Consider the following 24,730-nt stretch of genomic DNA (forward strand, 5'->3'; position numbering starts at 1 on the left):
CCCCATTGTCGACAGGCAGTAGCGCTGCACCTGGCCTCGGCTCGCGGCACGTGACATCAACCGGAGGAGAAATGAAATGACACCGTTCGTTCTGAAGATAAATCGATTTACTTTGGCCTTGGGCGCGGCAATCGCGTTCTCGGCCATCTCCGTGGCCAAGGCCGACGACGCCGAATACGGCGTGCTGATGAAGACGCTGGCCAATCCGTTCTGGGGCGCGATGGCGCAGGGCGTCGAAGCAGGCGCCAAGGAAGCCGGCGTGAAGTATTTCCAGCAGGCGGCCGAAAGCGACCAGGCGGCGGAGCCGCAGCTCAACCTGTGCAACACCATGCTGGAGCGCAAGCCGGCGGCGATGATCACCGCGGCGATCAACTCGACCAATCTGTTGCCGTGCCTGAAGGCGGCGCAGGAGGCCGGCGTCAAGATCGTCGACCTCGACAACAATCTCGACCAGGCGGTGCTCGACAAGGAAGGCATCAAGGTGACCTTCCATATCGGTTCCGACAATGGTGCGGCCGGTGCGCAAGGGGCGGAATACCTCGTCTCCAAGCTCGGCAAGGATGCCAAGGGGCCGGTGCTGGTGATCGAGGGCCTGTCGGGCAACATCACCGGCGAGAAGCGCGCCAAGGGCTTTGCCGACAAGCTCAAGGAACTGGCGCCGGGGCTGGAGATCGTCGCTTCGCTGCCGGGTGACTGGGATCGCGGCAAGGCGGCCTCGATCGCCACCGACACGCTGACGGCACATCCCGACCTCGTCGCCATCTTCTGCGCCAATGACGGCATGGCGCTGGGTGCTGTCGAATCCGTCTACGCCGCCGGCAAAGGCCCGCAGGTGACGATCATCGGCGTCGACGGCAATTCGGATGCGGTCAAGTCGATCAAGGATGGCCGGCTCAATGCCTCGGTGGCGCAACTGCCTTACCTCGTCGGCAAGCAGGCGGTCGAAAACGTCAAGAAGGCACTGGCCGGCGACAAGGTCGAGGACAGCATCGCCGTGCCGACCCTGGTGCTGACCAAGGACGTGATCGACGCCGGCAAGGAACCGATGCTGGAATATGTGAAGTAAGGAAGGGAATAGGCAGTAGGCAGTAGGGCAGTAGGGGAAAGTCAGCGGTTCGTCCCGCTCAGATCGATCTCTTATTCACTACTGCCTAATCCCTACTGCCTACTGCCTTGCTGCCCTCTCTCAAAGGTGCAAAAAATGGCTTCTGACATGGCGCAGCCCGGTTTCTGGGCCAAGGTGCAGCGCGCATCCGTCGAACGGCTGCATATAAGGCTGGAATCGCTGCTGGTGCTTGTGGCACTCAGCGCCGTCATGGCGGTGCTGTCACCCTACTTCCTGTCGCTCAGCAATTTCCTCAACATTCTGCTGGCCACATCGACGATCGGCGTGCTGGCGATCGCCGCCACCTTCGTCATCGGCTCGGGCGGGCTCGACCTGTCGCTCGGCTCGGTGATGGGGCTGGCCGGTGTCGCCGGCGCTTTCGTCGCGGTCAATCTCGGCTGGCCGTCGGTGTTCGCGGTCTCAGCCTGCATCATCGCCGGCGGGCTTGCCGGCTACATCAACGGCCAGCTCGTCACGCGCGCCTTCGTGCCGGCTTTCATCGTCACGCTCGGCATGCTCGGCCTGGCGCGCGGGCTGGCGCTGGTCATCTCGCAGGGCAGGGCGATCTACGGCCTGCCGCCTGAAATCGTCTATATCGGCCAGGGCCGGCCGTTCGGCATTCCGATGCCGGTCATCCTGCTGGTGCTGACGGCCATCGTGGCGCACTGCCTGCTTGCCTATACGCGCTTTGGCCGCCACACGCTGGCGCTCGGCGACAGCGAGGGCGCGGCGCGTGCTGCCGGCATCCGCGTCGAACACCATCGCCGCATCATCTACACGCTGTCGGGGGCGCTCGCCGGCCTTGCCGGCCTGCTGTTCACCGCCCGCGTCAATGCCGGCGACCCGACCGCCGGCATCAACTACGAGCTGACCGCGATCACCGCGGCGATTATTGGCGGCACCAACCTGTTCGGCGGCCGCGCCTCGATCCTCGGCACCATGATCGGCGCGCTGATCATGGGCGTGCTGCAGAACGGGCTGACGCTGCTGGCGGTGCAATCCTATTACCAGCAGATGGCGATCGGCGCGGTGCTGATCCTGGCGGTGTTCATCGACCAGTATCAGGTCAGGAAGGAGTCACGCGTATGACCCTTCTCACCCTGCAAGGCATCCGCAAGAGCTTTGGCGCCGTCGACGTGCTGCATGGCGTCGACCTCAGTGTCGAGGCGGGCGAAGTGATCGGCCTCGTCGGCGACAATGGCGCCGGCAAGTCGACGCTGATGAAGACCATCACCGGCATCTATCGCGCCGACACCGGCTCGATCGAACTCGGCGGCAAGGATATCCTGCCGCTCGACCCCGGCCAGCGGCGCCAGCTCGGCATCGAGATGATCTACCAGGACCTGTCGCTGGCCAAACAGCAGGATGTGGCCGCCAACATCTTCCTCGGCCGCGAGCCGACCAAGAAGCTGTTCGGCTTTCTCCCGGGCTTTGTCGACAAGGCCGAGATGGACCGCCAGGCGGGCAAGATGATCGAGCGGCTCGGTGCGCATCTGCCGTCGATCAACCGCTCGGTCGGCTCGTTCTCGGGCGGCCAGCAGCAGACGGTGGCGATCGCGAGGGCGCTGACCTTCAACCCGAGGCTGGTGATCATGGACGAGCCGACGGCGGCGCTCGCCGTGCGCGAGGTGCAGAGCGTGCTCGACCTCATCCGGAGGCTGAAGTCGGAAGGCATCGCCGTCATCCTGATCTCGCATCGGCTGAACGACGTGCTGGCGGTCACCGACCGCATCGTGGTGCTGCGCCACGGCCGCGCCGAGGCCAATCTGGTCACCGCGAAAACCAACATGAACGAAGTCGTCGGCCGCATCGTCGGCGGCGGCGACACCAGCGCCGCGGCGGCGCATGAACAGAGAGGCTAGAGCTGATGAATGTTTTTGGACTGCACACTTTCGCCATTGCCCCGGTCTGGAATCTCGACCTGATCGAGCCGCAGATGGAGCGGCTGAAGGAGCTCGGCATCGGCCTCCTGGAAATTCCGCTGCTGCGCCCCGAGGAGATCGACACCAAATGCACGCGCGCCTTCGCCGAACGGCAAGGCGTCGATGTCATCCCGTCGCTCGGCCTGCCGGCGTCGCTCGACGTGGTGGTGCGGCCGGACGAGGCGCTGGCCTTCCTGGAACCTGCCTTCAGCGTCTGCGAGGCTGTGGGCAGTGAAGCGCTTGGCGGCGTCACCTACGGCACGATCGGCAAGACTTCAGGACGCGCGCCAACCACGGAGGAAATCGACGGCATGTGCCGCTTCCTCGCGCGTGCCGCCAAGGCGGCCAAGGCGCATGGGCTGAAGCTCGGCATCGAGCCCTGCAACCGCTACGAGACGCATCTGATCAATCGCGGCATCGATGCAGCAGGAATCATCGAGCGCGTCGGCGCCGACAACATCTTCATCCATCTCGACACCTATCACATGCATATCGAGGAGGAGAGTTTCGAGGCCGGCTTCCGCGCCGCGGCACCTTACCTTGGCTACGTCCATGTCTCCGAGGCCAATCGCGGCGTGCCGGGGCGCGGCATGCTCAACTGGGCGGCCTGCATGAAGGCGATCGCCGCCATCGGCTACACCGGCGCCATCACGCTGGAAAGCATGAACCATGTCGATGTCGACATTGCCGGTGGGCTGGCGGTATGGCGGCCGGTGGCCGACAATCCCGACGATGTCATCGGCGTCGGCCTGCCGTTCCTGCGCGAGGAAGCGCGGAAGGCGGGATTGACGCTGGGGTGACCCGGGCGGCCGGGTGTTCTATGACACTTCGCCGGCGACAGCCGTTGCCCGCCGCTGTCCCAAATGCCGTATCTTGCGGCCGACGATCATCAGTTGGCGCGCGGTGTTGTTGCGAAGCCGGCGGATGCGCCATTCCAGCCCTGTGCCGGTGGTGATCGCCTTGGAGTAGATGCTGGACCTCATGCCGTTCTCATCGGCGGCGATCTTGACCGGGTCGTCATAGAAAGCACTGATCTTGTCAGCCGCCATTCCTGGTGTTTCGAGCCAGCGCGGAATGTGAACCGAACAGAGCTGACCGACATCGGTCATCACCCGTTCGATGCCGACGCCCGGCGTTGGACACGTCGTCAAGAAGGCGTCGCCGACGAAGACCACTCCGTCGCGGCGGTGGCCTTGCGTCGTGGTCAGATTGATCTGCCTGACCTCGACGGGACCTGCGACCTCGAAGTTGCCGCATTGCGCTGATATCTCGGGCATCAGCTCGCAAAGCATCTTTTGCGGTTCCTCACGAAACGCCCTCGTCCACGGCTCGGCCACTTGCCGGTAGACGAACATGTTCGCCCGCATCTTGTTGCCGATGGGAAAGACGGTGATATAGGCGATACGATCCCCGGCCCGTTTGCCGTAGCAGGTGACGGACCGATAGGCGCAGTCACGCGGCGAGATGGCGAGGTCGAAGCCGATCGATAGCGAAAACGCCTTGGATTCTTCCATGCGGTTCACGCCGATGGCGCGCCGCACCGCTTCGCTGTGGCCGGTGGCCACCACCACAAGACGCGCGTCGATGATGGCGCCGTCGACGAGCACAAGCCGCTGCCTGTCCGGTCCGGTGGTGATCTCGGCGACCTTGCCCACCGTCAACGGAACTTGCGGCGGCAGGGCGTCGCGCAGGCCGTTGATCAGCGCGCCATAGGAAAATCCAAATTCGTGATTGGTTTCGCGCGCGAACAATTGCCCAAGGCGAAAGATGTGCACCTCTTCTATCGGGGTGACGAGAGGCAGAACCGTCGCATCGAGGCCCAGCCTTTCGAACAGCTGCATCTGCTTCCTGCCGATCTTCTCGGCTCGAAACTCGGGGTGGTGGACGCGGTGCGGATCGATCAACGCCACCTTGCGGCCGGCTTTGCCAAGCACCGCTGCCAAGGTGGTGCCGGCCAGTCCGGCGCCGACGATCGCCACGTCGACTTCGGCTGGGCCAGCTTCTGCGGTACTCATTTCACTGCCCTTTCCGCTGGTCATCTTTCCTCTCTGCAATCTGTGGTGGAAAATACGCCCGGACCCAAATCAACCTCAAGCAACCTGCGCGCGCGACTGGTAGTAACCAATCTTTAGGTTAATACCGGCCGCCTCCTCTCTGCTTCCAGCGCGGTGCGATCGCCGAACCGTCGATGAACTCGAAGCCACCCGCCTCGTTGAGGGTGTGAAGCTTGCGCCCACCCCATAGCGCACCTGGATTTAAGATCGTCTCAACGACTTGCTCCATGCCGATCAAATCAAGGTGAGAAATGCGTGCAATGCCGAGAGCCGCGCCATAGCTCCTGCGACAGTCCTGCACCGGGCGCAGCAATTGGTCGCCTCGTTTCACCATGCGGCCGGCCGGGCGCGCCGAGGCGATGTCGATCAGCACGGGATTGTTCGGATGCGGCGTCCAGGGGCCGCGAAAATCGGGTGCCGACCACAGATGAAGCGCGTCGGAGAAGGCGCCTGCGCCATCCCGGATGGTGCCCTCACCGTCCCGGACGGTGGCGAACATCCACCAGGCGCCGCCATGCTCGACCAGAGTGGCGTCGCTGGCGACGACGTCGGACAGCAGCGTCGCCTCCTTGACCCAGCCACCCGGGAACGCGGTCGCCCGGTAGAGGTCGATCGTACCGTTGGCGCAGCTTTCCGGCACCATCCAGACCTCGCCGTCGCGCTCGAAGACGAAGGGGTAGGAGAGATGATAGGGCAGTTCGAGCACCGGCTCAGGGCGGCCAAGCGGACCGGCCGGACCGAACGGCACAGCCGAGATGATGGCCTTGCCGAGCCGGTGGATATAGTCCTCGACGAACAGGGTTAACTGACCCTGATGCAGGATCGGGAACGGATCGGCGTAGAAGCGGCTGCCATCGTCCGGCAGCACGTTCCAGCCCGATGCCGGATGCGCGCGCAGGTCGAACAGATCCCGGCCCTTGGTTTCTCGCCAGCCGACCTTCCAGTGCGGGGCGTTGTAGCAAAGATGGTAGATCTTCTGGACGATCCGCCGCGCCAGCGCCTTGCCCGCCCTGACGCCAAGCTTGGCGGCCGAGGGCATTGGCGGCGGGGCACCAGCCTGCGCCGGCTCGGGCAGCACCGGCACGGTCTTTGCCGCATTTGTCATCGCCGCGACGATCAGGCTTGCCGTGCGCGCCAGCATGTCCTGGAAGGAAGCCAGCGCGACGCCGCCATACTCGGTTCCCAGGCGACCAGCGGCAATTGCAACGCCGTTTTCCTCGATCCGGGCAAGGGGCGTCTGGCCGTTGAGGATCAAGGCCAGCAAGGCCGCTTCTCCACTGGCGCCATCGTAGGTGACGCGCCAGACTCGCGTGCCCTCCAGCCTGACGTCACCGCAGAGGTCGAGCACCAGGTCGGGTGAGAGCTGCTCCGTGCGGTAGGGAGCGAGTTCTAAAAGTGGCACTTGCCTGGCCAGCCCATCGCGGGGCAAGCCATGTATTGCTGTTTCAAGTTGGAACAAGGCCGCGGCGCTGCGCGGGATGCCGCCGCCAGCCGGCCGGGCGTCGACGAACAGCGTCACATCCGGAAGCGAGGCCAGGCGCTGAAGCAACATGACATGAAAAGCGCGGACGCATTGGCTGTCCAGGCGAAGGCTTACCCGCATATCGAACGCCCGACGGTTTGGCACATGTCATTGCCGACGCGGCCGGCTCGGTTGAAGTGTTGCCCCATCTATGTCCGACTCCTGCTCAGTTTTGCAATCTCAACACTCCGGTTTCCTTCTAAGCAAACTCCGTGCCAAAATTCACCGGAGCTGTGAACATAATTAATAATGTTTTAACAATTGGAGTAATAGCTAGGCTCATGCCCGCGATTTGGTCTTGCAGGCAAATGGAGTATTGTAGGAGGCAGCTATGCTATCATCTCTGCCCATGGTGCCTCAGCAATACTTTCCGGAAGCAGGATCGGTGGAACCAGCGGGATCATACGCACCTTCGACCGTCGAGCTTGGCGATCTGAAGCGCATTTTGGTGCGCCGTCGCCTCTGGATCATCGGCACCGCCGTGCTGCTGACGCTCGCAACCCTGCTCTATGGCCTCCTCACCCCCGCGCTCTACAGCTCGGTGGCGGAAATCATCATCGATCCGCAGGACCTGCAAGTGGTCACCAACGATATCAATCCGAGCGGGCTGGCGCCCGATGGCGGCATCACGCAGGTTGAAAGCCAGGTCAGCGTCGTCCAGTCGACGGGCGTGCTGCTGCGGGCGATCGCGGCGACCAAACTGACCGAGGATCCGGAATTCAACGGGCAGGGCATGCTGTCGCGCGTCCTCGGTTCGGGTTCGGCCGCGACCGACAGGACGGTGGAAACGCTCGATGCATTGCGCCGGCGCCTTGCGGTGAAGCGGGCGGACAAGGTCCTGGTCATCGACGTGATCGTCACCGCCAAGAGCGCCGACAAGGCCGCACTTCTGGCCAACGCCATCGCACAAGCCTATCTGGCCGACCAGGCGAGCGCGCGCGCGCAATCCGCCACCGATGCGTCGAAGGCGATCACCGCGCGGCTGGACGAACAGCGCAAGCGCGTTCAGCAGGCCGAAAATGCTGTCGAGGCCTACAAGTCCGCCAACAACATGGTGATGGCAGCAGGCAATCTGGTCAGCGACCAGGAACTGACCGAGCTCAACACGCAGCTTTCGGCGGCGCAAAGCCGCACCGCGACGCTGAAGGCGCAGGTCGACCAGATGCGCAAGCAGAGCGGCACACCCGACGCAACCTCGGAAGCGATGCGCTCGTCGGTGATTTCGAGCCTGCGGTCACAGGAAGCTACGCTTGTCGACCAGGTCTCGCAGCTTGGCACGGAACTGGGACCGCGCCATCCCTCGATGATCGCCGCGCAGCAGCAACTGCGTGACACGCGGCAGCTGATCGCGCGCGAACTTGGCCGGATCCAGACCGCCGCCGAGACCGATTACGAGCGGGCGCTTGCCAACCAGCAGGCGCTGGAAACGAAAGTCGCCGGCCTCAAGAACAAATCGCTCGACACCGACCAGGCATCCGTGCGGCTGCGCGAATTGCAGCGCGATCTCGAGGCGGTCCGTTCCGTCTACGCAACCTACCTGCAGCGGGCTCAGGAAACGCGCGAGCAGGTCAACGTCGACAGCACGAACGCGCGCGTCATTTCGGATGCCATGCCCGCCCAGAAAAAGAGCTGGCCGCCACTGGGGCTGCTTTTGTTTGGGGCTGTGTTTGGCGGATTGGGGCTGGGCACCGGCCTGGCGCTGATTGCGGAGTACTCCTCGCCGACAGTGCTTTCCAGCGCCCAGATGCAATTCACGATCGATGCCCCCGTGCTTGGCATCCTGCCGGCGGGAGCGAAGGCGGGAAGGCGCTGGTGGCCTTTCGCCGGGAGTTCGTCCGTCGCGTCCAGCCAGAAGACGGACGCCGTCGTGGGGCTCGCGCTCCGGCGCATGTTCAATTCGGGCCGGCGTCCGCCGGATTGGCCGCTGGTGCCGTCGATCCTCGTGACGTCGCCGCCAGAAGATGGCCAGCAACGCAACAGGATCGCGCGGCTCATCGCCAACGCCGCGGCGGCCAGGGGCAGCCGGGTCCTGTTCGTCGATACCAACACCAGCAACGGCCAGAAGGACCCGCAGCCCGGGATACTCGATGTGTTGCGCGGCGAGTATGCGTTTGAAGCCGTCAGCCGTTACGCCCCGGGCAGCAACGTCGCGCTTTTGGGCAGGGGCCGGCCGAAGGCGATCTTCCAGGAAGCGCACGGCGTCTACTTCGCGCAGCATATGCTGGCCCAGGCGAGCCGGAGTTTCGAACTCGTCGTCGTCGATGGCGGCGCGCTCGCCGAGAATCTGAATGCCTCGCCGCTTGTCGCCATGGTCGACGAGATCGTGCTCGTCGCCAGGTTGAACGCCACGCCGATGCGTGACGTGACGGCGACGATGCAGGCGATTTCCGTCATGGGGCGGGTGCCGACAGGCGCCTTGCTGGTCGACGAGGCGGCCTGACATGGCCTCCGGCTGGAGCGGAACCGCCTCGAATTTCGGCGCTGCCGCGCCCCGCGCCGGCACCTCCGTCGATGTGGTGACCCAGTTTGGACTGATCGCAGCCGTGCTAGTGCTGTTCAGCGTCTCGGGCGGCATGCTCTGGCTGCTGGGCTACAATTACGACGGCCTGTCAGGCAGCGCGGCGACCAAGATACATCCCTCCACCTATCTCATCATCCTGCTGTTTGCCTGGCGTTCGTGCACGTTCGGCAATCCGGTCGGCTACCTCGTCCACGTCGCCGACAGGCGGCCGGCCACCGCGCTGATGATCGTCATCGCCGTCGTGCTCCTGGTCGTCGTCATCGTCAGGCAACGTCCAGGCATGGCCGGCATGATCGACACTTTCGTGGCTTCCGGGCTGCTGGTGCTCCTGCTCGGCGAAGATGACGAATGGACATTCGCGCGGCTGCGCACCGTCATTCACGCGGTCATGACGGTCAATGCGCTGCTCGCCCTTGTCGAATTCGCCACCAAGACACTGGTGTTTCCCTATCGTTTCGATGGCGAGGTGTTTGCCACCGATCTGCGTTCGAGCGCGCTGCAGGGGCATCCGCTTTCCAACGCCACGATGACGTCGATCTACGTGCTTGCGCTTTTGAGCGGCTCAAGATCGTTGCCGGCTCCGCTGCGGCTGGCGATGATCGGTCTGCAATGCGCGGCACTCGTTGCGTTCGGCGGCCGGTCGGCGATGGTGGTGACCATCCTGCTGGGCGGCTGCTATGTGCTTTTCCACGGCTTTCGCAAATTGCGCACGGGACGCGTCAACCTGCTCGGCGCTGCCCTGGCGATGATGCTGGCCGCGCTGCTGCCGGTTGCCATCGCCGTATTGGCCTCGCAGGGCTTTTTCGATGCGCTGCTTGGCCGTTTCGTTTCGGATGGAGGCAGTGCCAATGCCCGCGTCGAGATGTTCGAGATCTTCAACTATCTGGAACTGCGCGATGTGATTGTCGGGCCGAGTATCGATCTCGTCGAGAGCCTGCGCCGGATCAACGGCCTTGAATGGGGTATCGAGAACCCTTTCATCCGCATGACGGTCTACCAGGGCGCCTTCTTCACCCTTTTGATGATGTCCAGCTTCGGGCTGTTCATGCATGAGGTGGCGCGCCGCTGCCATCCTGGCGTCTGGCTGCCGGTGGTGGGCTGGCTCATTCTTCTCAACACCTCGGAAAGCATCTCCTCCAAGACCACGCTCCTCACCAAGGTCGCGGTGCTGTGCCTTGCCCTTTACCGGCCGGCGCGTTCGGTGATCAGGCCGGTAAAAGCGGTTCGTCCTTTCGCGGAAACGCAGAACCGCTCTATATCTTTTTAACGCAATTGCGGACGGAAAGCCGTTTCACAAAGCTCAATCAAACTGGCTGCCGCCAATGGCCGGGATTGGGCCCAAAGCTGACTGGCAGCTTCTGGCCTCGGATATTCAATAGCGACCTTCACGCCGGTACGAGCATCGTCGTGAGCTGACCCTTGTCGGACTTTTGCCGTCAAGAAGCCCTAAGGCCTTTCTTGGCCAGAAAGCCGACCTTAGTGACCCAACTTAGCCGCCTGTAAACGGACGTGACTCCTTGCTGGCCTTCCTCGACATCAGCCCCAAGGACAAGTCGTGGGCCAATGGGCCAGTCGACTGGCGCGATCACCCCATGTAGCGGTTTGCCGATCGAGCTTCGAAGTCAGCCTGATAGACTTTTGAAATGGGCGTCATACAATCCATTTTTCTGCTTTCAATGAAAGCAAAGCGAAATGGCCGAAGAACGCGCCCAACGCCGTCTTGCCGCCATATTGGCCGCCGACGTGGTGGGCTACAGCCGACTTCTGGACCTGGACGAGCAAGGAACGTTGACCGCGTTAAAGAGGAGGCGGAAGGAGATCCTGGAACCACTGGTCCGCGACCGTCACGGCCGTGTCGTAAAAGTGATGGGTGATGGCGTCCTAGTCGAGTTCGGAAGCGCAGTGAACGCTGTGTCATGCTCCGTCGAACTCCAGAAGCGGATGATGGCCGCGAACGAGGGTTTGGCGTTCGACCGACAAATCAACCTGCATATCGGCATCAATCTGGGCGATGTCGTTGTCGAGGACGGCGATCTGTTCGGCGATGGCGTTGTTGTCGCAGTGCGGCTTCAGGCAATGGCCGAGGCTGGAGATATCTGCCTCTCCGGCAGCGTCTACGACCAAGTCAAGCGAAAGCTTGAATGCGACTTCGACGAACTCGGTCCGCAAGCGATCAAGAACGTTGCCGAACCGGTGTCCGTTTACCGGATTCGGTTATCGACCTCATCTGAAGGTGGCGGACCGGCGGAGAAAGCGCCGCTGCCGCTCCCCGGCAAGCCCTCCATCGCCGTCCTTCCCTTTACGAACATGAGCAACGATCCGGAGCAGGAGGCTTTTGTCGACGGCCTCACCGAAGACCTGATCACGGATCTGTCGAGGAACAGCGAGTTGTTTGTCATCGCCAGCAACTCGGCTTTTGCATACAAGGGCAGGCACGTGGATGTGCGTCGCATCGCGCGAGACCTGGGAGTGCGCCATCTTCTTGAGGGTAGTGCACGGCGGGCAGCTGGACGGGTGCGTATCAACGCTCAATTGATCGATGCGATCGGGGGCAACCACCTTTGGGCCGAAAGATTCGACCGAAGCCTTGAAGATATCTTCGCCGTTCAGGACGAGGTGACCGGCAAGATTGTCGAGGCTCTGGTGGGCCGTCTGACCGCCGCGCCGGCGCGCAACAGACCGAGCAACCTGGAGGCCTATGATCTATGTGTGCGTGCACGGGCCTTGGGCCTGCAAACGGCGCTCACCGCGAAAGAAGCCATTTTCCTGCTGAACCGGGCAATCGCGCTCGATCCGGAATATGCGGAGGCGCATCGTTGGCTGGCACTCAACCTCTGGCTGGGCTGGGAGTTCTGGGACGAACCGATGGATCCCAATCGCGCAAGTGCGCTTGCCGAAGCACAGCAGGCGGTCGAACTCGACCCGAATGACGCTGGGAACCGATGGGTATTGGGCGTTATATTAGGACATGAGGGTCGCTGGGCGGAATCGGATGCCGAATTCGCCGCCGCCCACAAGCTGGATCCCAACCACGCCGACGCATGGGCGATGCAGGCTGAACTGACGACGGAAAACGGCCGGCCTGCCGAAGCCATAGAGCAGGTGCGCAAGGCGCTGCGGCTCAACCCTCACCCGCCCGGTTGGTATTACTGGATGTTGGGCCAGGCTCAGTATGCCATCGGCGACTACGAATCCGCGGTTCAAACGTTGCGGAGACCCGAAACTTATCGCACGACTTCACGACGCCTGCTTGCAGCAAGCCTTGCGCAACTTGGCCGTTTGGAGGAGGCGCGCTGGGAGGCGGAAATGTTCATGATAAGCAATCCGCACTTCACAATCCGGCATTGGTCAGCTTCGCAGCCTTTCCCGGCCGAAGACGTGCGGCGGCATATCGTGGAAGGCTATCGCATGGCGGGGCTGCCAGAATGACTGTCATGGCTATGCCCGTCGGGCCGCAGTGGATAGGCGTCTCGAGGCTGCCGCAGCAGCGAATATATGGTCTCTTCTGCCGGAACGAAATTCGTCATATCGAGACTTGAACATGGCCAGTGAACACTTTCGGCACCGGAAAGCACAACGCGAGGATCGCCCGGCCCTGGTTACGCTCATGGACGCGGCGATCTCTGAACTCCAAAACCCCTTTCTAGATTAGTGTGCGACTTGGAAAGCTGCCGCCATCAATTCTTTGGGATTTGGTGCCCGGCATACATTTTGGCCTTCCTCTTCAGCTTCCGTGAAGGTCCAGCGCACAATGCCTTCCCGATCGAGCAAGAACTCGCCGACAAGCGGCATGTGACCGGCGATCATAATCTGCCGGTCGGCCTCCGTAATTTCGTACCCGTCCTTTTTCTCAAAAAAGTCGCCCGCCGCAGCCGGGTTCATCGGCTCGGGCAACTCCCCCGGCAGATCGATCCGCATTGTCATGACTGCGTCCATTCCGAGCTTGTGCGGCCATTCGGTTTCATTCTCCGTGAGCTCGAGGATGGGTAAACCGAAGGCGCGGTGTGAAGCGCCCTCCGGGTCGGATGCGCTAAGAAGATCGGGTAGCGGATGGTAGCGGAAGTAGAGCCGCGCACGTTCGACCGGCGTCTTGACCACTGCGAGACATTCTATGCCTTTCTCCTTCAGGGCCGGATTGAGCTGCGCCATCACCGCGACGTGGCGCCGGCAGAATGGACAATGCAGGCCCCGAAACAAACCGACCAGTAACGGGCTACGGCCTCGAAAATCGTCGAGCGCGATCTTGCCTTCGCGCGAGATCGCGTCGAGCACAATATTCGGTGCCCGGTCGCCCGGCTGCAGCGGGCGGTCGATATTACTCGTGGACATGGACAACCTCCTCGCCCCGGATCAGTCAGAAAAAGGCAGCACACCCAGCGTTTCGGAGTTGAGCCCGTGCTTGGGCGCAAAACTTCCTGCGCCAGGGCAAAATAGCTTTCGGCCTCTGCCATTGCCGAGGTCGACTAAGCGTCGCAACACCATCATAGCACGGAAAAATCATCTGCGGGTCGCCCGTTTCTCGCGCTGTCTCGAGCGCCTTTATAGTAGATAGTAGCTAACCGCCAGCACCGGCCTTGCCAAACACGTCGGCCAGCGTGGTCGTTTGGGAAGTCGGCTTTCAGGAAGCGCCAAAGGCACCCTGAATGGCCGCTGTAGGCGCAAAGTTGCCGTTCGCGTCATGGAAGACGTAAGTCGGCTTTGGGTTTGACTCGGTTGTTCGGAGTGATTGGGTTTTGCCTAGTCCCCCGGCATGGTCAACCCAAGCGCGTCGATCATCGCGGGGTCCAGCACCCGCGTGGTGTCGTCCATCATCCCCATGCCGTCGAAGAGATTCCAGAATGCCCAGCCAAAGCCGAGATCCTCGGCGCCCTGGCGTACGTCGGCGATGTAGCGCGCCCGATCGGGATTGGGCGCCGCCACATAGCGGGCGTCGGTGCGCAGCGCGCCGAACTCGCCCATGATGATGCGTTCCGGCGCAAGGCCGTGGCCGTCGCCCCAGGCGCGAACCTGGCGAAGATATTTGTCGACAAAGCGCCGGTCGGGCTGGGCGTCGAAATAGACCTTCAGCACGCGCTCGGTTTCCGCATAGGCGGCTTTCTTGGCCTTATCAGTCGTTTCGGTATCCTGCGCCATGCGCCCCCTGACCGACGCCAGCGTCTCTTCCAACGAGCCGGCGGACGCAGGCCACGGCACGTTATTGAGCGAACGGTAGACGGGCTCGCGCATCCACGGCGCGCCCTGATGGCTGAACAGATAGGGCTCGTAGAAGTGGAAGGTGAACAGGATCGGCTCGAACGGCGACAGCGGCGCCGGATCGAGCGCGGTCAGCCCGCTTACCATCGAGCCGCAGCCCCCGGTGACGACCAGCGGCAAGGTTGCAGCCGATGCCCGTGCCGCGGTCAGAAGCGCGAGTTGGACCTGCGACCAGACCTCCGAAGCGCAGGCCTGCGGCGGCTCGTTGACGGCTTCGAGCGCCACCTTGCCGGGCTGGAAGCGCTCCAGCCTGCCGGCAAGCTCGCCGACCAGCCCGCGATAGAGATCGAAGGCGGGCGCGGCAACGCTGGCGACCATGCGGTCAGGATTCCAATAGTGGGTGGCGCCATTGGCCTGCACGTTGACGATGATGCCGAGACCCGCATCGAGGGTGGCCGTGACGGCCGCGTCGACCATGTCCAGCAACAGGCCGCGCGCGGTGGCGTCGGCCGCCAGGAACGGGCCGGGATCGACCGGCAGGCGGATGAAATCGAGCCCCGTGTCGCGCAACCGGCGCAGGTCGTCCGCGGTGGGAACGGGCCGTTGCGGCTGGAAGGGCGGCCAGCCATAGTCGGTGCGCGGTGCCGGAAATTCACGTGTCAGCGAGAACCAGGGCCAGGCGTTGACGCCGCGCCGAAAGTGCGGCTCGGCGGCGCGGGCGAATGGCGCGATCGGGAGGGAACCGAGTGCCGCCGCCGTGAACAGCGCCGTCCTCAGCACCCGCCGGCGCGACCAGCCTGTCATGCGGTGCGGCGCGATGCGCGATCGGCCGCGACGGCTTCGTCGGCGGTGACACCGAGAAGCCGATAGGCTTCACGCTCATAGGCAACCAGGACATCCTCCCAGCGGAAGGCTTCGCGGGCGCGCACCCTGGCCGCGATGCCGCAGTTCCTGACCAGGGCGTCATCGTCCTGCGCCTGTTGCATCCGCTCGGCGCAACTGTCGGTGTCGGTGAAGTAGATCGCGGCAGCACCCGCGGTCCAGCGATTGAACGGATTGTCGTGCGCTATCACCATGTTGCCGGCCGCCAGCGCCTCGACCAGCGACGGATTGGTGCCGCCGACCGTGTGGCCATGCAGGTAGGCGCGCGCGTGATAGCGCAGTGCCTTCACCGTCGCCTGGTCGTAGATGGCGCCCGGCAGAACCACCGAGCCGTTCGCCGCCTTGCGGATAGCGACATGATAGGGGATGTCGTCGGACAGCGTTCCCAGCACCACCAGCTTCATGTCGCGCTTGCGGCTGCAAAAGGCTTCGACGATCGGCAGGATGTTGTTGTCGGGCTCGATGCGCGCGATCGAGATCAGATAGCGCCCGGGCTCCAGGCCGAGCGCCCGGACAGGTGCCTCCGGTGCCGATGTCACCGGATCGGCGCCATAGGCGATGGTGGCGATGGCGCTGCGCGGCCGGCGCGTCGCCAGATGGTCGGCGATGGCAGGATGATCGGCGACCAGACGATGCGAGGCCCAGGCGCCAATCCATTCGTTGAGCCAGAACCAGGTGCGCGCCGCCAAACCCCATTTGGGGCGGCGCCACTCGATGCCGTCCATATTGGTGAAGATCTTGCGCCCTTTCAGCCTGAGCCAGGTCAGGAAAACCGCGCCGTTGTAGCCGAGCACCAGGCAGACGCCTGGCCGCCTGGCGGCGTCGCGCACGCATTGCCAATCGAATTCCAAGGTCGCACGCGGACCCTTCGAGGCAACCTGGACGTGGATTAGTTCGATGCCGCGCCAGGTTTCGCTGCGCACCCTCTGGTCGATCCGCTCGACCTCCTCCTGGCAATAGACGCCGACCTTCCAGCCTCGCCCGGCAAGAAAAAGTGCCAGTCTTTCGGCGAAGGTTTCAAAGCCGCCATGAGCCGCCGGTATGCCGCGCGTCCCCAGGATCAGAATGGCAGGCTTCTCTGGTTTCATGGCCGGTGGCACTTTCAGATCTGAACATATTAGCGATTGCTGCATCATGAAGAAGCAGACGGGCAACTTCCGTGCCATCTCACGATTTCGGCGCTCGGGCGAATGATCATCGCGCCGGGTTGTAAAAAAACTGTATTGAAGCCGGCGGTTGTTTCATTATCGGTCAACCCTTCTGTGCGTATCTGTGTCGAAACGAGGCATTGCCAGGATTTGGCGTCCGGCAGCCGGACGGTTCAACCAGGCATGGTTCTTGCGACAAGGTTCCTGCATCCCACCGCCCGGCGCGATGGTTGCGGCACCTGGCGGGATACAAAGATGCGGATTGCCTGCGTTCATCAGGGTTATGAACTCTATGGTTCCGACCGCAGCTTCGCGGAGAGCGTTGCTGCGCTGCGCGGGGCGTTTCCGTCCGCCGACATCGAAGTGGTACTGCCGCGCAGCGGACCGATCGTGCAAATCCTTGAACCACATGCCAGCCGGATCGTCTTCGAGCCGCTTTGGGTGCTGAGACGCCAGGCCATCGCGCGCCTTGCGACGGTCGAGATGGCGCGGTTGCCTATGGCGGTGCTGAGAGCCTGGCGGCGCCTAAGGGATTGCGATCTCACCTACGTCAACACCTCGATCGTGGCCGACTACGCGCTGGCCGCGCGCCTTCTCCCCGACAAGGCTGTCCTGCATATCCACGAGATCCCCGAAGGCGCCATGCGCAGGATACTGGTCGGCCTGATGCGCTGGAGCCATGCAGATCTCATCTTCAACTCACGCGCGACGCGCGCCGCGTTCGGCGATCCCAAGGTCTCGCGCACGCATGTCGTCTACAACGGTGTCGCCGGGCCGGCGGCCGCCGAACCGATGACTTATGACGGCAAGCGCCCGTTGCGGGTACTGCTGCTCGGCCGCGTCAACAGGATCAAGGGCCAGGAGGTCCTGCTCGAGGCGATCGCTTCGATGCCACCGGAATTGCGGTCGAGGATCGAAGTGCGGCTGGTCGGCGGCGCCTTCGAAAGCGCCGAGCGCGAGCGCGCGCTCGCCGAACTGGTCGAAAGCATGGGCCTCGCCGGATGCGTCAGCGTTCTGCCTTTCGTGCCGGACCCCTCGGAGCATTACCGCTGGGCCGACGTCGTCACCGTGCCGTCGCGGCGTCCGGAATCGCTGGGGCGCGTCGCCATCGAGGCGATGGCCTATGGCCGGCCGCCGCTGGTGTCGGCCATCGGCGGCCTGGTGGAAGTGGTCAGCGATGGCGAGACCGGCTGGCATGTTCCGCCCGGCGATCCAGCCGCTTTGGCCGACAAACTGCGGGAGATCATCCGGCGGCCAGATGCCTGGCGTGGTTTCGTCGCCGCGGGCCGGTTGCGATACGAGGAGATTTTCAGCGAGCCGGTGGCGGCGGCGGCGATCGCGGCGATTGCCACGGACAAGCTGAGGGCGGCGCTGGCGAAGCCCGGCCGGGCGCATGTCGCCCGCGAAGCGGAGACCAGTTCGTGAAATTCGCGTTTCCAGGCCATCTGCTGCGACGCCTTGTGCTGATGATCGGCGGCGAGGCCATACAGAGCGGCTTTCACTTCGCGCTGAACCTCGCGCTGCTGCATGTGCTGTCAGCGCAAGGATACGGCATCTTCGCCATCGCGATGGTGATGGGGGGCGTCGGCCTGTCCTACATCAGATCGCTGACCGCCGTCCCCGCCAGCATATGGATGGGCAAGAGCACCAACAGGGCCGGCGTCGACGCGCACGACGTGACGTTCGGAGGGGCGGCGGTGGTCGTTGCGTCGATCGTGGGCGCTGCGACCGCGCTGCTGATGCTGATGTGGGGTGACGCGGGCGGCATCGCCGCCGGGTGCTTCGTCGGCGCGTGGTCGCTGCGCAGTCATATGCGCACGGCTTTCTTCGCGCGTCGCCAGCAGATGGTCGTCAGTATAAGCGATTTCACTTTCACCGTCGCCGGTGCAGCGATGACTGCGCTGGCGATCTGGACCGCGCCGAATGTGCTGCAGATGGTGTTCTATGCCCTTGCAGCGGCCAATCTGATCGGCATAGCCGTGCTCGCTCGCCTGGCACCCCGTCCGCTTCGCCTCAGTTTCCGAGCGCCTGTGCGGCGACGCTATGCCAGGCTCTGGCGCCAACTGCGCTGGTCGGGATTCAGCGCGACGACCACCAACATTCAGGGTCAGTGCCTGGCGCTGCTGGTCGCGGGTATTGCCGGTCCGGCGGCCTACGCGCCTATCGCGGCGGTTCTCGTCCTGTTTGCTCCCCTGCGTATCGTCAGCCTGGCCTTTGTCAACATGCTGCAGCCCGAGCTTGCGAAGCTGATGGCGAGCAATGAAGTCAGGCGGGTGTGGATGCACGCCAAGCTATGGTCGCTTGTCATGGGGCTCGGGAGCCTGGTTTACGGAGCCGGCATCATGTTTGTTCTGCCGACGATAAGATCGCAGGCCCTCGCGGATGCTTCTGTCAGCTTCATCGGGCTTCTCGCCGTGGCGAACTTCATACCGATCATGCTCTATATCATGCCGCGCATCGTCCTCGAGATACTCGGCGAGTTCCGGGTCGTGGCGTTCATCACAACGGCCGGCGCGGTCGTCGGGCTGGTCTTGATCGCAATCCTGCTGGCTATCGCTTCCCCGCCATGGTCGCTTGCAGGTGCCGCGGCCTCCGAGACCGTTGTGCTCGCGGCCTCATGGTATTTCGCACGCCGCCATATCCTCGCGCTTGAGAGCGGGACGCTTGACAGCGGGGATAGCCGGCATGACAGCAAGTCAACGTCGTGGCGAGGGACCGAACCCGCCCCGCTTGCCACCGGAAAAAGGTAGGAGACAGACATGTCGATCCAGACATTGACGCCTGCGCCAGATGCGCCGATGGCTAGGGCGCCAGCACCGGCCGGGCAGGCTATTGATGCTTCCCGAAGCATCGCAGGGGGGGTCTACACGGCGCGGCTGCACACCAGTCTCGAAGCCGTCATACCGCTCTGGCTTCAGTGCCAGGCGAATGGGATGTGCTCCGCCCATCAGCTCTATGCGTGGGTCGAGGGGATCGTCAAACGGCTGATGCCTGAAGGCGCCGACCTTCTCGTCGTCGAAGTGGTCGACGCCGGGACCAGTGAGCTCAAGATGCTGGTGCCGCTGATGCGGCGGACGAGGTTCGGACATCGGGTGATCGAATGGCTGAGCTGCGGCGTCTGCGATTATTCAGCGCCGCTTCTGGCGGACAAGAGCCTGTGGACCCCGCAGGCTGCCGAAGCGGCGTGGGCGGCGGTCCGATCCGTCATGCCGCGCGCGGACCGCATCCACATCACGGGAATTCCACGTGAGATCTACGGCCTGGCCAATCCACTGGCGCTGCTGGCGGTCGCGCGCGAGTCCACCCTGATCACATCCGGCCTCGTGCTGGACGGCGATCCGGAGACCCTGATCAAGCGCAAAGGCAGACCGTCCTTCGTCAAGACCTTCTACAAGGACTGGCGCCGGCTCGAACGGCACGGCAAAGTGGATATGGTCGAGGCCAACACGCCGGCCTTGATAGAGCTCGTCTTCGCCGCCCTGGTCGAGATGCGGCTCAAGCGTTTTCGCCAACTGGGGCGTTTCGATCTGCTGGCGCTGCCGGCGGTTGTCGATTTCTACCGAAACGCGGCGCTTCAGGGCCTGTCCGACGGATCGGTGCGGATCTTCGGACTGCGCGTCGGCGAGGATTGGGTCTCTGTCCAGTACATGCTGGTCCGGCACGGCACCTTGCATGCCCTGTTGATCGGAATGGACCTGGAGGTGGTGCCCAACGCCTCACCGGGCCTGGGGCTCATGGGCGAACTGATGGTATGGGGACTGCGGCAGGGATTCGGCTATTTCGACCTGTCGGTGGGCAGCCAGCCTTACAAGGAACAGTTCGGCGCCGAGAGTTCGGTTCTGGTCAAGATCGACGAAACGCTGACGCCGCTCGGCAAGGGCGTGGCAGCCGTCGCTTCGCTTCGCGACCGGGCCGAGCTTGTGGTGCGATCCCGTCCGCGGTTGCTCAAGGCCGTCCAGGGCGTGACGCGCCGCTTGCGACGATTGAAGAGCTGAGGCGGCCGCATTTCGCGCTTGATCCATGTCAAAGAGGGTCGGCGTCGATGCACCTAGCTGATCTCCTGTCTTGGGAAGGACGCAAGACGGGTGGGCGGGTTCATGCGGCTGAAGACAACTCCGGCATGGACCGCCCACGACCGCATCCGATCGCCGCGGGAAAAGATTGGAGGCAGATATTTCGACTCAGTCAATGCGAATGGCACCGATATCGGCGGCGCGGGCTTCTGCTCTCTCCGCCAGCGCTGGTACCGCCGGACGTGTCTATACGGCACGGCTGCACACCAGCCTCGAGGCAGTCAAGCCGCTCTGGCTGGAGTGGCAGGCCGATGGCGTCTGCACCGCCCATCAGCACTACGCCTGGGCCGAAGGGATCGCCGCGCGGCTGATGCCCGAGGGTGCGGAACTGCTCGTCGTCGAAGTGAGTGACGCCGCGACCGGCGAGCCCAGAATGCTGGTGCCGCTGATGCGGCGCCGGGCCTTCCACCACTATGTGATCGAATGGCTGAGCTGCGGCGTCTGCGACTATTCCGCGCCGCTGCTGGCGGATGCGAGCCCGTGGACCACGCAGGGCGCTGAAGCCGCCTGGGCGGCGGTCTGTTCGGTGCTGCCGCCGGTGGATCGCATCCACATCGCCGGTATCCCGCAGCAGATCTACGGCGTGGCCAATCCGCTGGCTCTGCTTTCGGCGACGCGCGATTCCATCCAGATCACCTCCGGCCTGGCCTTGCACGGCGAGCCCGAGGGTCTGATCAAGCGCATCTGCAAGCCGTCCTTCGCCAAAACTTTCCACAAGCACTGCCGCCGCTTTGAACAGATGGGCGGTCTCAGCCTGGTCGAGGCCGACACGCCCGCCCTGATGGAGGAGCTCTTCGGCACACTGCTGGAGCTGCGGCTGAAGCGCTTTCGCGAGCTTGGGCGTTTCGATCTCCTGACGCAGCAATCGGCCGTCGATTTCTACAGGAACGCGGCTCTCCAGGGCCTGTCCGACGGATCGGTGCGGCTCTTCGGGCTGCGCGTCGGGCAAGCCTGGCTCGCCTCCTTCCTCGTGCTGGCCAGAAAAGGCACTCTTCATGGCATCCTGCTCGGGATCGACAAGGATGCGATCGCCAATGTCTCACCCGGCCTGACGACGATCGCCAAGCTGATGATATGGGGGCGCGAGCGGGGATTCGACTATTTCGACCTGTCGGTCGGCGGTCAGGGCTACAAGGAATATATCGGTGCCGCGAGTTCGGTTCTGGCCGAGATCTGCGAACCGATGACGGTGCGGGGCAGGGGTGCGAATGCCGTCATTTTGTTTCGCAGCCGGGCCGAGCTTTACGTGCGCTCGAAACCGCGGCTGCTCAAGGCCGTCCAGAGCGTGGCGCGCAGCTTGCGGCGATTGAAGGACTGAAGGCGGTTGTCCGCGAAATTGACAGGACTGCGCGTCTCGGTCATCCTTGAGCCCAGTCGCCAGGCTGCGGATCGCGGCCATGTGGGTGTCAGGGCGACCGAGGGCAGTGCCATGTTCAGTCCAGTCATCGGCCAGAATGCCAAGCGCGCCGCGGTGCGCAAGGCGCTCGACCGCCACAAGGTCTACATCACCGCGCAGAGTTTTTCGGCCGGCGCCTACCAGGCACGCGTGCTGGTCGACGGCGAGGCCTACTGGGTCGACGAATTCCGGCTCGCCCAGCTGCAGCAAGGCCTGTCGCCGGCCGAGCTCGAGTTGACGCCGGCCACCGACGATTGAGAGCGTGAGGCCTAGAAGTAGCGCTCTGTCGGGACGCGTTCACTTGGCTGACGTGCTTCGATCTATGTCATGACAACCTCACCAAAACTCAAAACCTATCGCGCCAAGCGCGAATTCTCGAAAACGCCGGAACCCGCCGGCGGGTTGGTCTCCGACGAAGGCAACCGCTTCGTCGTCCATAAGCATCACGCCACCGCCGATCACTACGATCTCAGGCTGCAGGTCGGTGGCGTGCTGAAGAGCTGGGCCGTGCCGCGCGGGCCTTCGCTCAATCCGGCCGACAAGCGGCTGGCGGTCGAGACCGAGGATCATCCGCTGGAATATATCGACTTCGAGGGCGTCATCCCCGAGGGCGAATATGGCGGCGGGCCGATGATCGTGTGGGACACCGGCAGCTGGGCGCCGATGGACGACGTCGAGAAGAGCCTGCGGACCGGCGCCTTCAAGTTTCGGCTGGCCGGCGACAAGCTCAATGGCGGCTGGATGCTGACCCGGTTGAAGCCAAAACCCGGCGAGGACGAGAACAAGAAGAACTGGCTGCTGTTCAAGGAGCGCGACCTTGCCGCCGACACAGCGCTCGACATTCTGGAAGCGCGGCCGGAGAGCGTCAAATCTGGCAAGCGCATCGAGGAGCTGGTGGCCCCCGCCAAACCAGCTACGAAGCCCGGCAAGCCGCCGGTGCTGAAGCCCGGTACGCTGCCGGGCGCGTTCAAGGCGCCGGCACTCAGCCGCATCGAGCCGCAGCTGGCGACGCAGGTGCCAAAGCCGCCCGATGGCGAGGACACCAACGAGGTCTGGCTGCACGAGATCAAATTCGACGGCTACCGAACCATGGCGCATCTGAGCGGCGGCGTGGTCAAGCTGATCACGCGTGGCGGCATCGACTGGACGAAGCGCTATGGCGACCTGCCGCATGCCTTCGCCAAGCTGCCATGCCGCGACGCCATCATCGACGGCGAAATCGTCGTGCTCGACGCCAAGGGCATCAGCCGTTTCGCGCTGCTGCAGGATGCGCTGGCCGAAGGCGCCGGCAGCCGGCTGCATTTCTACGCCTTCGATCTGCTCCATCTCGACGGCTGGGACCTGACCAAGGCGCCGCTGGTGCGGCGCAAGGCGCTGCTGGCACAGATGCTGTCCGGCCTTGGCGCCAACTCCGCCATCCAGTTCTCCGACCATGTCGAAGGCTCGGGCCAGGGGCTCTACGACCAGGCGTCGGAACTCGGGCTGGAAGGCGTCGTCTCCAAGCGCGCCACCGCGACCTACCAGAGCGGCCGCACCAAGAGCTGGACCAAGACCAAGGCGCTCCAGACCGGCGACTTCGTCATCGCCGGCTACACCACCTCCGACGCGGCCGAGGGGCTGGCGGCACTTGGGCTTGCCGAATTCGAGGACGGCGAACTTCACTATCGCGGCAAGGTCGGCACCGGCTTCGATGCCGGGACCGCTGCTGAATTGCTCGCCAGGCTGGAGCCGCTCACATCAGGCGCGACGGCGCCCGAAGGGGTGCCGCGCGAAATCATGCGCGAGATGCACTGGGTGCGGCCGCTGTTCTCGGCCCATATCCACTATGCCAACCGCACCGCGGACAATGCGCTGCGCCACGCGGTGTTTCGCGGCTTGAGGGATGTCGGCCTGTCGACGCCGGTGTCGGCCAAACGCAAGCGGCTGATCTCGGAGGCCGACCTTGCCACCATCTGGGTGACCAATCCGACGCGGCGGCTGTTCGGCAAGACCGGCCCGACCAAGCTCGACATCGCCGTCTACTACGCGCTGGTCGGCGATTTCATGCTGCCGCACATTCTCGGCCGGCCGGTGTCGCTGGTGCGCTGCCCGACCGGCCTGCCGAAGGACTGTTTCTTCCAGCGTCATGCCTTCACCGGCATGCCGCCCTCGGTGGTGACGTTCGAGGCGACCAATTCCGAAGGCGAGACCAAATCCTATCTCTCGGTCGAAGGGGCCAAGGGCTATCTGGCGCTGGCGCAGTTCGGCGTCGTCGAGTTCCACACCTGGGGTACGCATCGCACCAGCCTCGACAAGCCCGACCAGATCGTCTTCGACCTCGACCCGGGCGAGGGGATTTTGTGGCGCGAGGTGGTCGAGGCGGCGGTGCATATCAAGGGTGAGCTGGAGGGGCTGGGGCTGGTGCCGTTCGCCAAGACCTCGGGCGGCAGCGGCATTCACATCACCGTGCCGGTGACGGGCAAGCAGAACTGGAAGAAACTGCACCAGGCGACCAGCGCCATCTCCACGCATCTGGCGGCAACCGCGCCCGACACCTTCACCACCACAATGGGCAAGGACAACCGCAAGAAGCGCATCTTCATCGACTATCACCGCAACGCGCGCGGCCACACCTCGGCGGCGCCCTATTCACTGCGCGCCCGCACCAACCTGCCGGCCTCGACGCCGGTGAGCTGGGCGGATCTGGAATCGATCGATGCACCGCAGGATTTGAACTATTCCTCGCTGCCGGGGCTCTTGGCGACATCCGGCGATCCATGGGCGGAGATCGATGAGTTCGCGCGGGATTTGCCGACGTTACCGGGAACGAGGAAGTAGTCGCAGAATGAGGACTGCAGCGATCCTTCGCGCTGCGTTCAAATTCCAATGCCATCGACGCTTCGGACAATTTGAATTATTCTGTTGCGGTGACGCC

18 protein-coding genes are annotated in these 24,730 nt (G+C 63.8%); 13 read left to right on the plus strand and 5 right to left on the minus strand.

All coding sequences use genetic code 11. The features are described from left to right. Window positions 1–76: 76 nt before the first annotated feature. From ACFFNA_RS10180 to ACFFNA_RS10195, 4 genes are all read left to right on the plus strand, one after another. Complete coding sequence (locus tag ACFFNA_RS10180) at window positions 77–1,066, plus strand: sugar ABC transporter substrate-binding protein (protein ID WP_378917875.1); 990 nt, start codon at window positions 77–79, stop codon at window positions 1,064–1,066. A 135-nt stretch (window positions 1,067–1,201) separates the two neighbouring features. Then, window positions 1,202–2,194 (plus strand): ABC transporter permease, encoded by a 993-nt coding sequence (locus tag ACFFNA_RS10185; protein ID WP_378917877.1) that lies wholly within the window; start codon window positions 1,202–1,204, stop codon window positions 2,192–2,194. Beyond that, window positions 2,191–2,967: an ATP-binding cassette domain-containing protein gene (locus ACFFNA_RS10190; RefSeq protein ID WP_378917878.1), complete on the plus strand. Its 777-nt coding sequence runs from the start codon at window positions 2,191–2,193 to the stop codon at window positions 2,965–2,967. The genes ACFFNA_RS10185 and ACFFNA_RS10190 overlap by 4 nt, the downstream gene beginning before the upstream one ends. A 5-nt stretch (window positions 2,968–2,972) precedes the next feature. Next, window positions 2,973–3,827, plus strand: coding sequence for a sugar phosphate isomerase/epimerase family protein (locus ACFFNA_RS10195; protein WP_378917879.1), 855 nt, complete (start codon window positions 2,973–2,975; stop codon window positions 3,825–3,827). An 18-nt stretch (window positions 3,828–3,845) separates the two neighbouring features. Here ACFFNA_RS10195 and ACFFNA_RS10200 read toward each other — a convergent pair whose 3' ends face one another. Beyond that, window positions 3,846–5,042, minus strand: a complete 1,197-nt coding sequence (locus ACFFNA_RS10200; protein WP_111543778.1) for an FAD-dependent oxidoreductase — start codon at window positions 5,040–5,042, stop codon at window positions 3,846–3,848. A 118-nt stretch (window positions 5,043–5,160) separates the two neighbouring features. Then, window positions 5,161–6,684, minus strand: coding sequence for a glucosamine inositolphosphorylceramide transferase family protein (locus ACFFNA_RS10205; RefSeq protein ID WP_378917880.1), 1,524 nt, complete (start codon window positions 6,682–6,684; stop codon window positions 5,161–5,163). 250 nt (window positions 6,685–6,934) lie between these two features. Between ACFFNA_RS10205 and ACFFNA_RS10210 the strand changes: the two genes are divergently transcribed. From ACFFNA_RS10210 to ACFFNA_RS10220, 3 genes are all read left to right on the plus strand, one after another. After that, window positions 6,935–9,043 (plus strand): GumC family protein, encoded by a 2,109-nt coding sequence (locus tag ACFFNA_RS10210; RefSeq protein WP_378917882.1) that lies wholly within the window; start codon window positions 6,935–6,937, stop codon window positions 9,041–9,043. 1 nt (window position 9,044) lies between these two features. Continuing rightward, window positions 9,045–10,391 carry a VpsF family polysaccharide biosynthesis protein gene (locus ACFFNA_RS10215; RefSeq protein WP_111543309.1) on the plus strand — a complete coding sequence of 449 codons (1,347 nt, stop codon included), beginning with the start codon at window positions 9,045–9,047 and terminating at the stop codon, window positions 10,389–10,391. A gap of 425 nt (window positions 10,392–10,816) precedes the next feature. Beyond that, the gene (locus ACFFNA_RS10220) at window positions 10,817–12,553 is read left to right on the plus strand and encodes an adenylate/guanylate cyclase domain-containing protein (RefSeq protein WP_378917884.1); all 1,737 of its coding nucleotides are present in this window, start codon (window positions 10,817–10,819) and stop codon (window positions 12,551–12,553) included. 219 nt (window positions 12,554–12,772) lie between these two features. Here ACFFNA_RS10220 and ACFFNA_RS10225 read toward each other — a convergent pair whose 3' ends face one another. The 3 genes from ACFFNA_RS10225 to ACFFNA_RS10235 all read right to left on the minus strand — a co-directional run bounded on the left by ACFFNA_RS10225 (window position 12,773) and on the right by ACFFNA_RS10235 (window position 16,287). Continuing rightward, window positions 12,773–13,453: a peroxiredoxin-like family protein gene (locus tag ACFFNA_RS10225; protein WP_378917886.1), complete on the minus strand. Its 681-nt coding sequence runs from the start codon at window positions 13,451–13,453 to the stop codon at window positions 12,773–12,775. 408 nt (window positions 13,454–13,861) lie between these two features. After that, on the minus strand, window positions 13,862–15,121 hold the full coding sequence (locus tag ACFFNA_RS10230; protein WP_378917888.1) for a glycoside hydrolase family 5 protein: 1,260 nt from the start codon (window positions 15,119–15,121) through the stop codon (window positions 13,862–13,864). Further along, window positions 15,118–16,287 carry a DUF1972 domain-containing protein gene (locus ACFFNA_RS10235; RefSeq protein ID WP_378917890.1) on the minus strand — a complete coding sequence of 390 codons (1,170 nt, stop codon included), beginning with the start codon at window positions 16,285–16,287 and terminating at the stop codon, window positions 15,118–15,120. Before ACFFNA_RS10235 ends, ACFFNA_RS10230 begins: the two co-directional genes overlap by 4 nt. A 315-nt stretch (window positions 16,288–16,602) precedes the next feature. Here ACFFNA_RS10235 and ACFFNA_RS10240 point away from each other — a divergent pair, with 315 nt between their 5' ends. The 6 genes from ACFFNA_RS10240 to ligD all read left to right on the plus strand — a co-directional run bounded on the left by ACFFNA_RS10240 (window position 16,603) and on the right by ligD (window position 24,633). Continuing rightward, on the plus strand, window positions 16,603–17,772 hold the full coding sequence (locus tag ACFFNA_RS10240; protein ID WP_378917892.1) for a glycosyltransferase family 4 protein: 1,170 nt from the start codon (window positions 16,603–16,605) through the stop codon (window positions 17,770–17,772). Beyond that, on the plus strand, window positions 17,769–19,097 hold the full coding sequence (locus ACFFNA_RS10245; RefSeq protein ID WP_378917894.1) for an MATE family efflux transporter: 1,329 nt from the start codon (window positions 17,769–17,771) through the stop codon (window positions 19,095–19,097). The genes ACFFNA_RS10240 and ACFFNA_RS10245 overlap by 4 nt, the downstream gene beginning before the upstream one ends. Before the next feature lie 9 nt (window positions 19,098–19,106). After that, entirely contained in the window at window positions 19,107–20,342 is a 1,236-nt protein-coding gene (locus ACFFNA_RS10250) for a GNAT family N-acetyltransferase (RefSeq protein ID WP_378917896.1), read from the plus strand. Between the two features lie 199 nt (window positions 20,343–20,541). Continuing rightward, a complete protein-coding gene (locus ACFFNA_RS10255) occupies window positions 20,542–21,738 on the plus strand; it encodes a GNAT family N-acetyltransferase (protein ID WP_378917898.1) in 1,197 nt (398 codons plus the stop codon). 6 nt (window positions 21,739–21,744) lie between these two features. After that, window positions 21,745–22,074, plus strand: coding sequence for a hypothetical protein (locus tag ACFFNA_RS10260; RefSeq protein WP_378917900.1), 330 nt, complete (start codon window positions 21,745–21,747; stop codon window positions 22,072–22,074). A gap of 69 nt (window positions 22,075–22,143) precedes the next feature. Beyond that, window positions 22,144–24,633 carry a DNA ligase D gene (gene ligD / locus ACFFNA_RS10265; protein ID WP_378917902.1) on the plus strand — a complete coding sequence of 830 codons (2,490 nt, stop codon included), beginning with the start codon at window positions 22,144–22,146 and terminating at the stop codon, window positions 24,631–24,633. Window positions 24,634–24,730 lie beyond the last annotated feature (97 nt).

Origin of the sequence: Mesorhizobium kowhaii (assembly GCF_042431665.1) — a bacterium.
GTDB classification, from domain to species: domain Bacteria; phylum Pseudomonadota; class Alphaproteobacteria; order Rhizobiales; family Rhizobiaceae; genus Mesorhizobium; species Mesorhizobium kowhaii.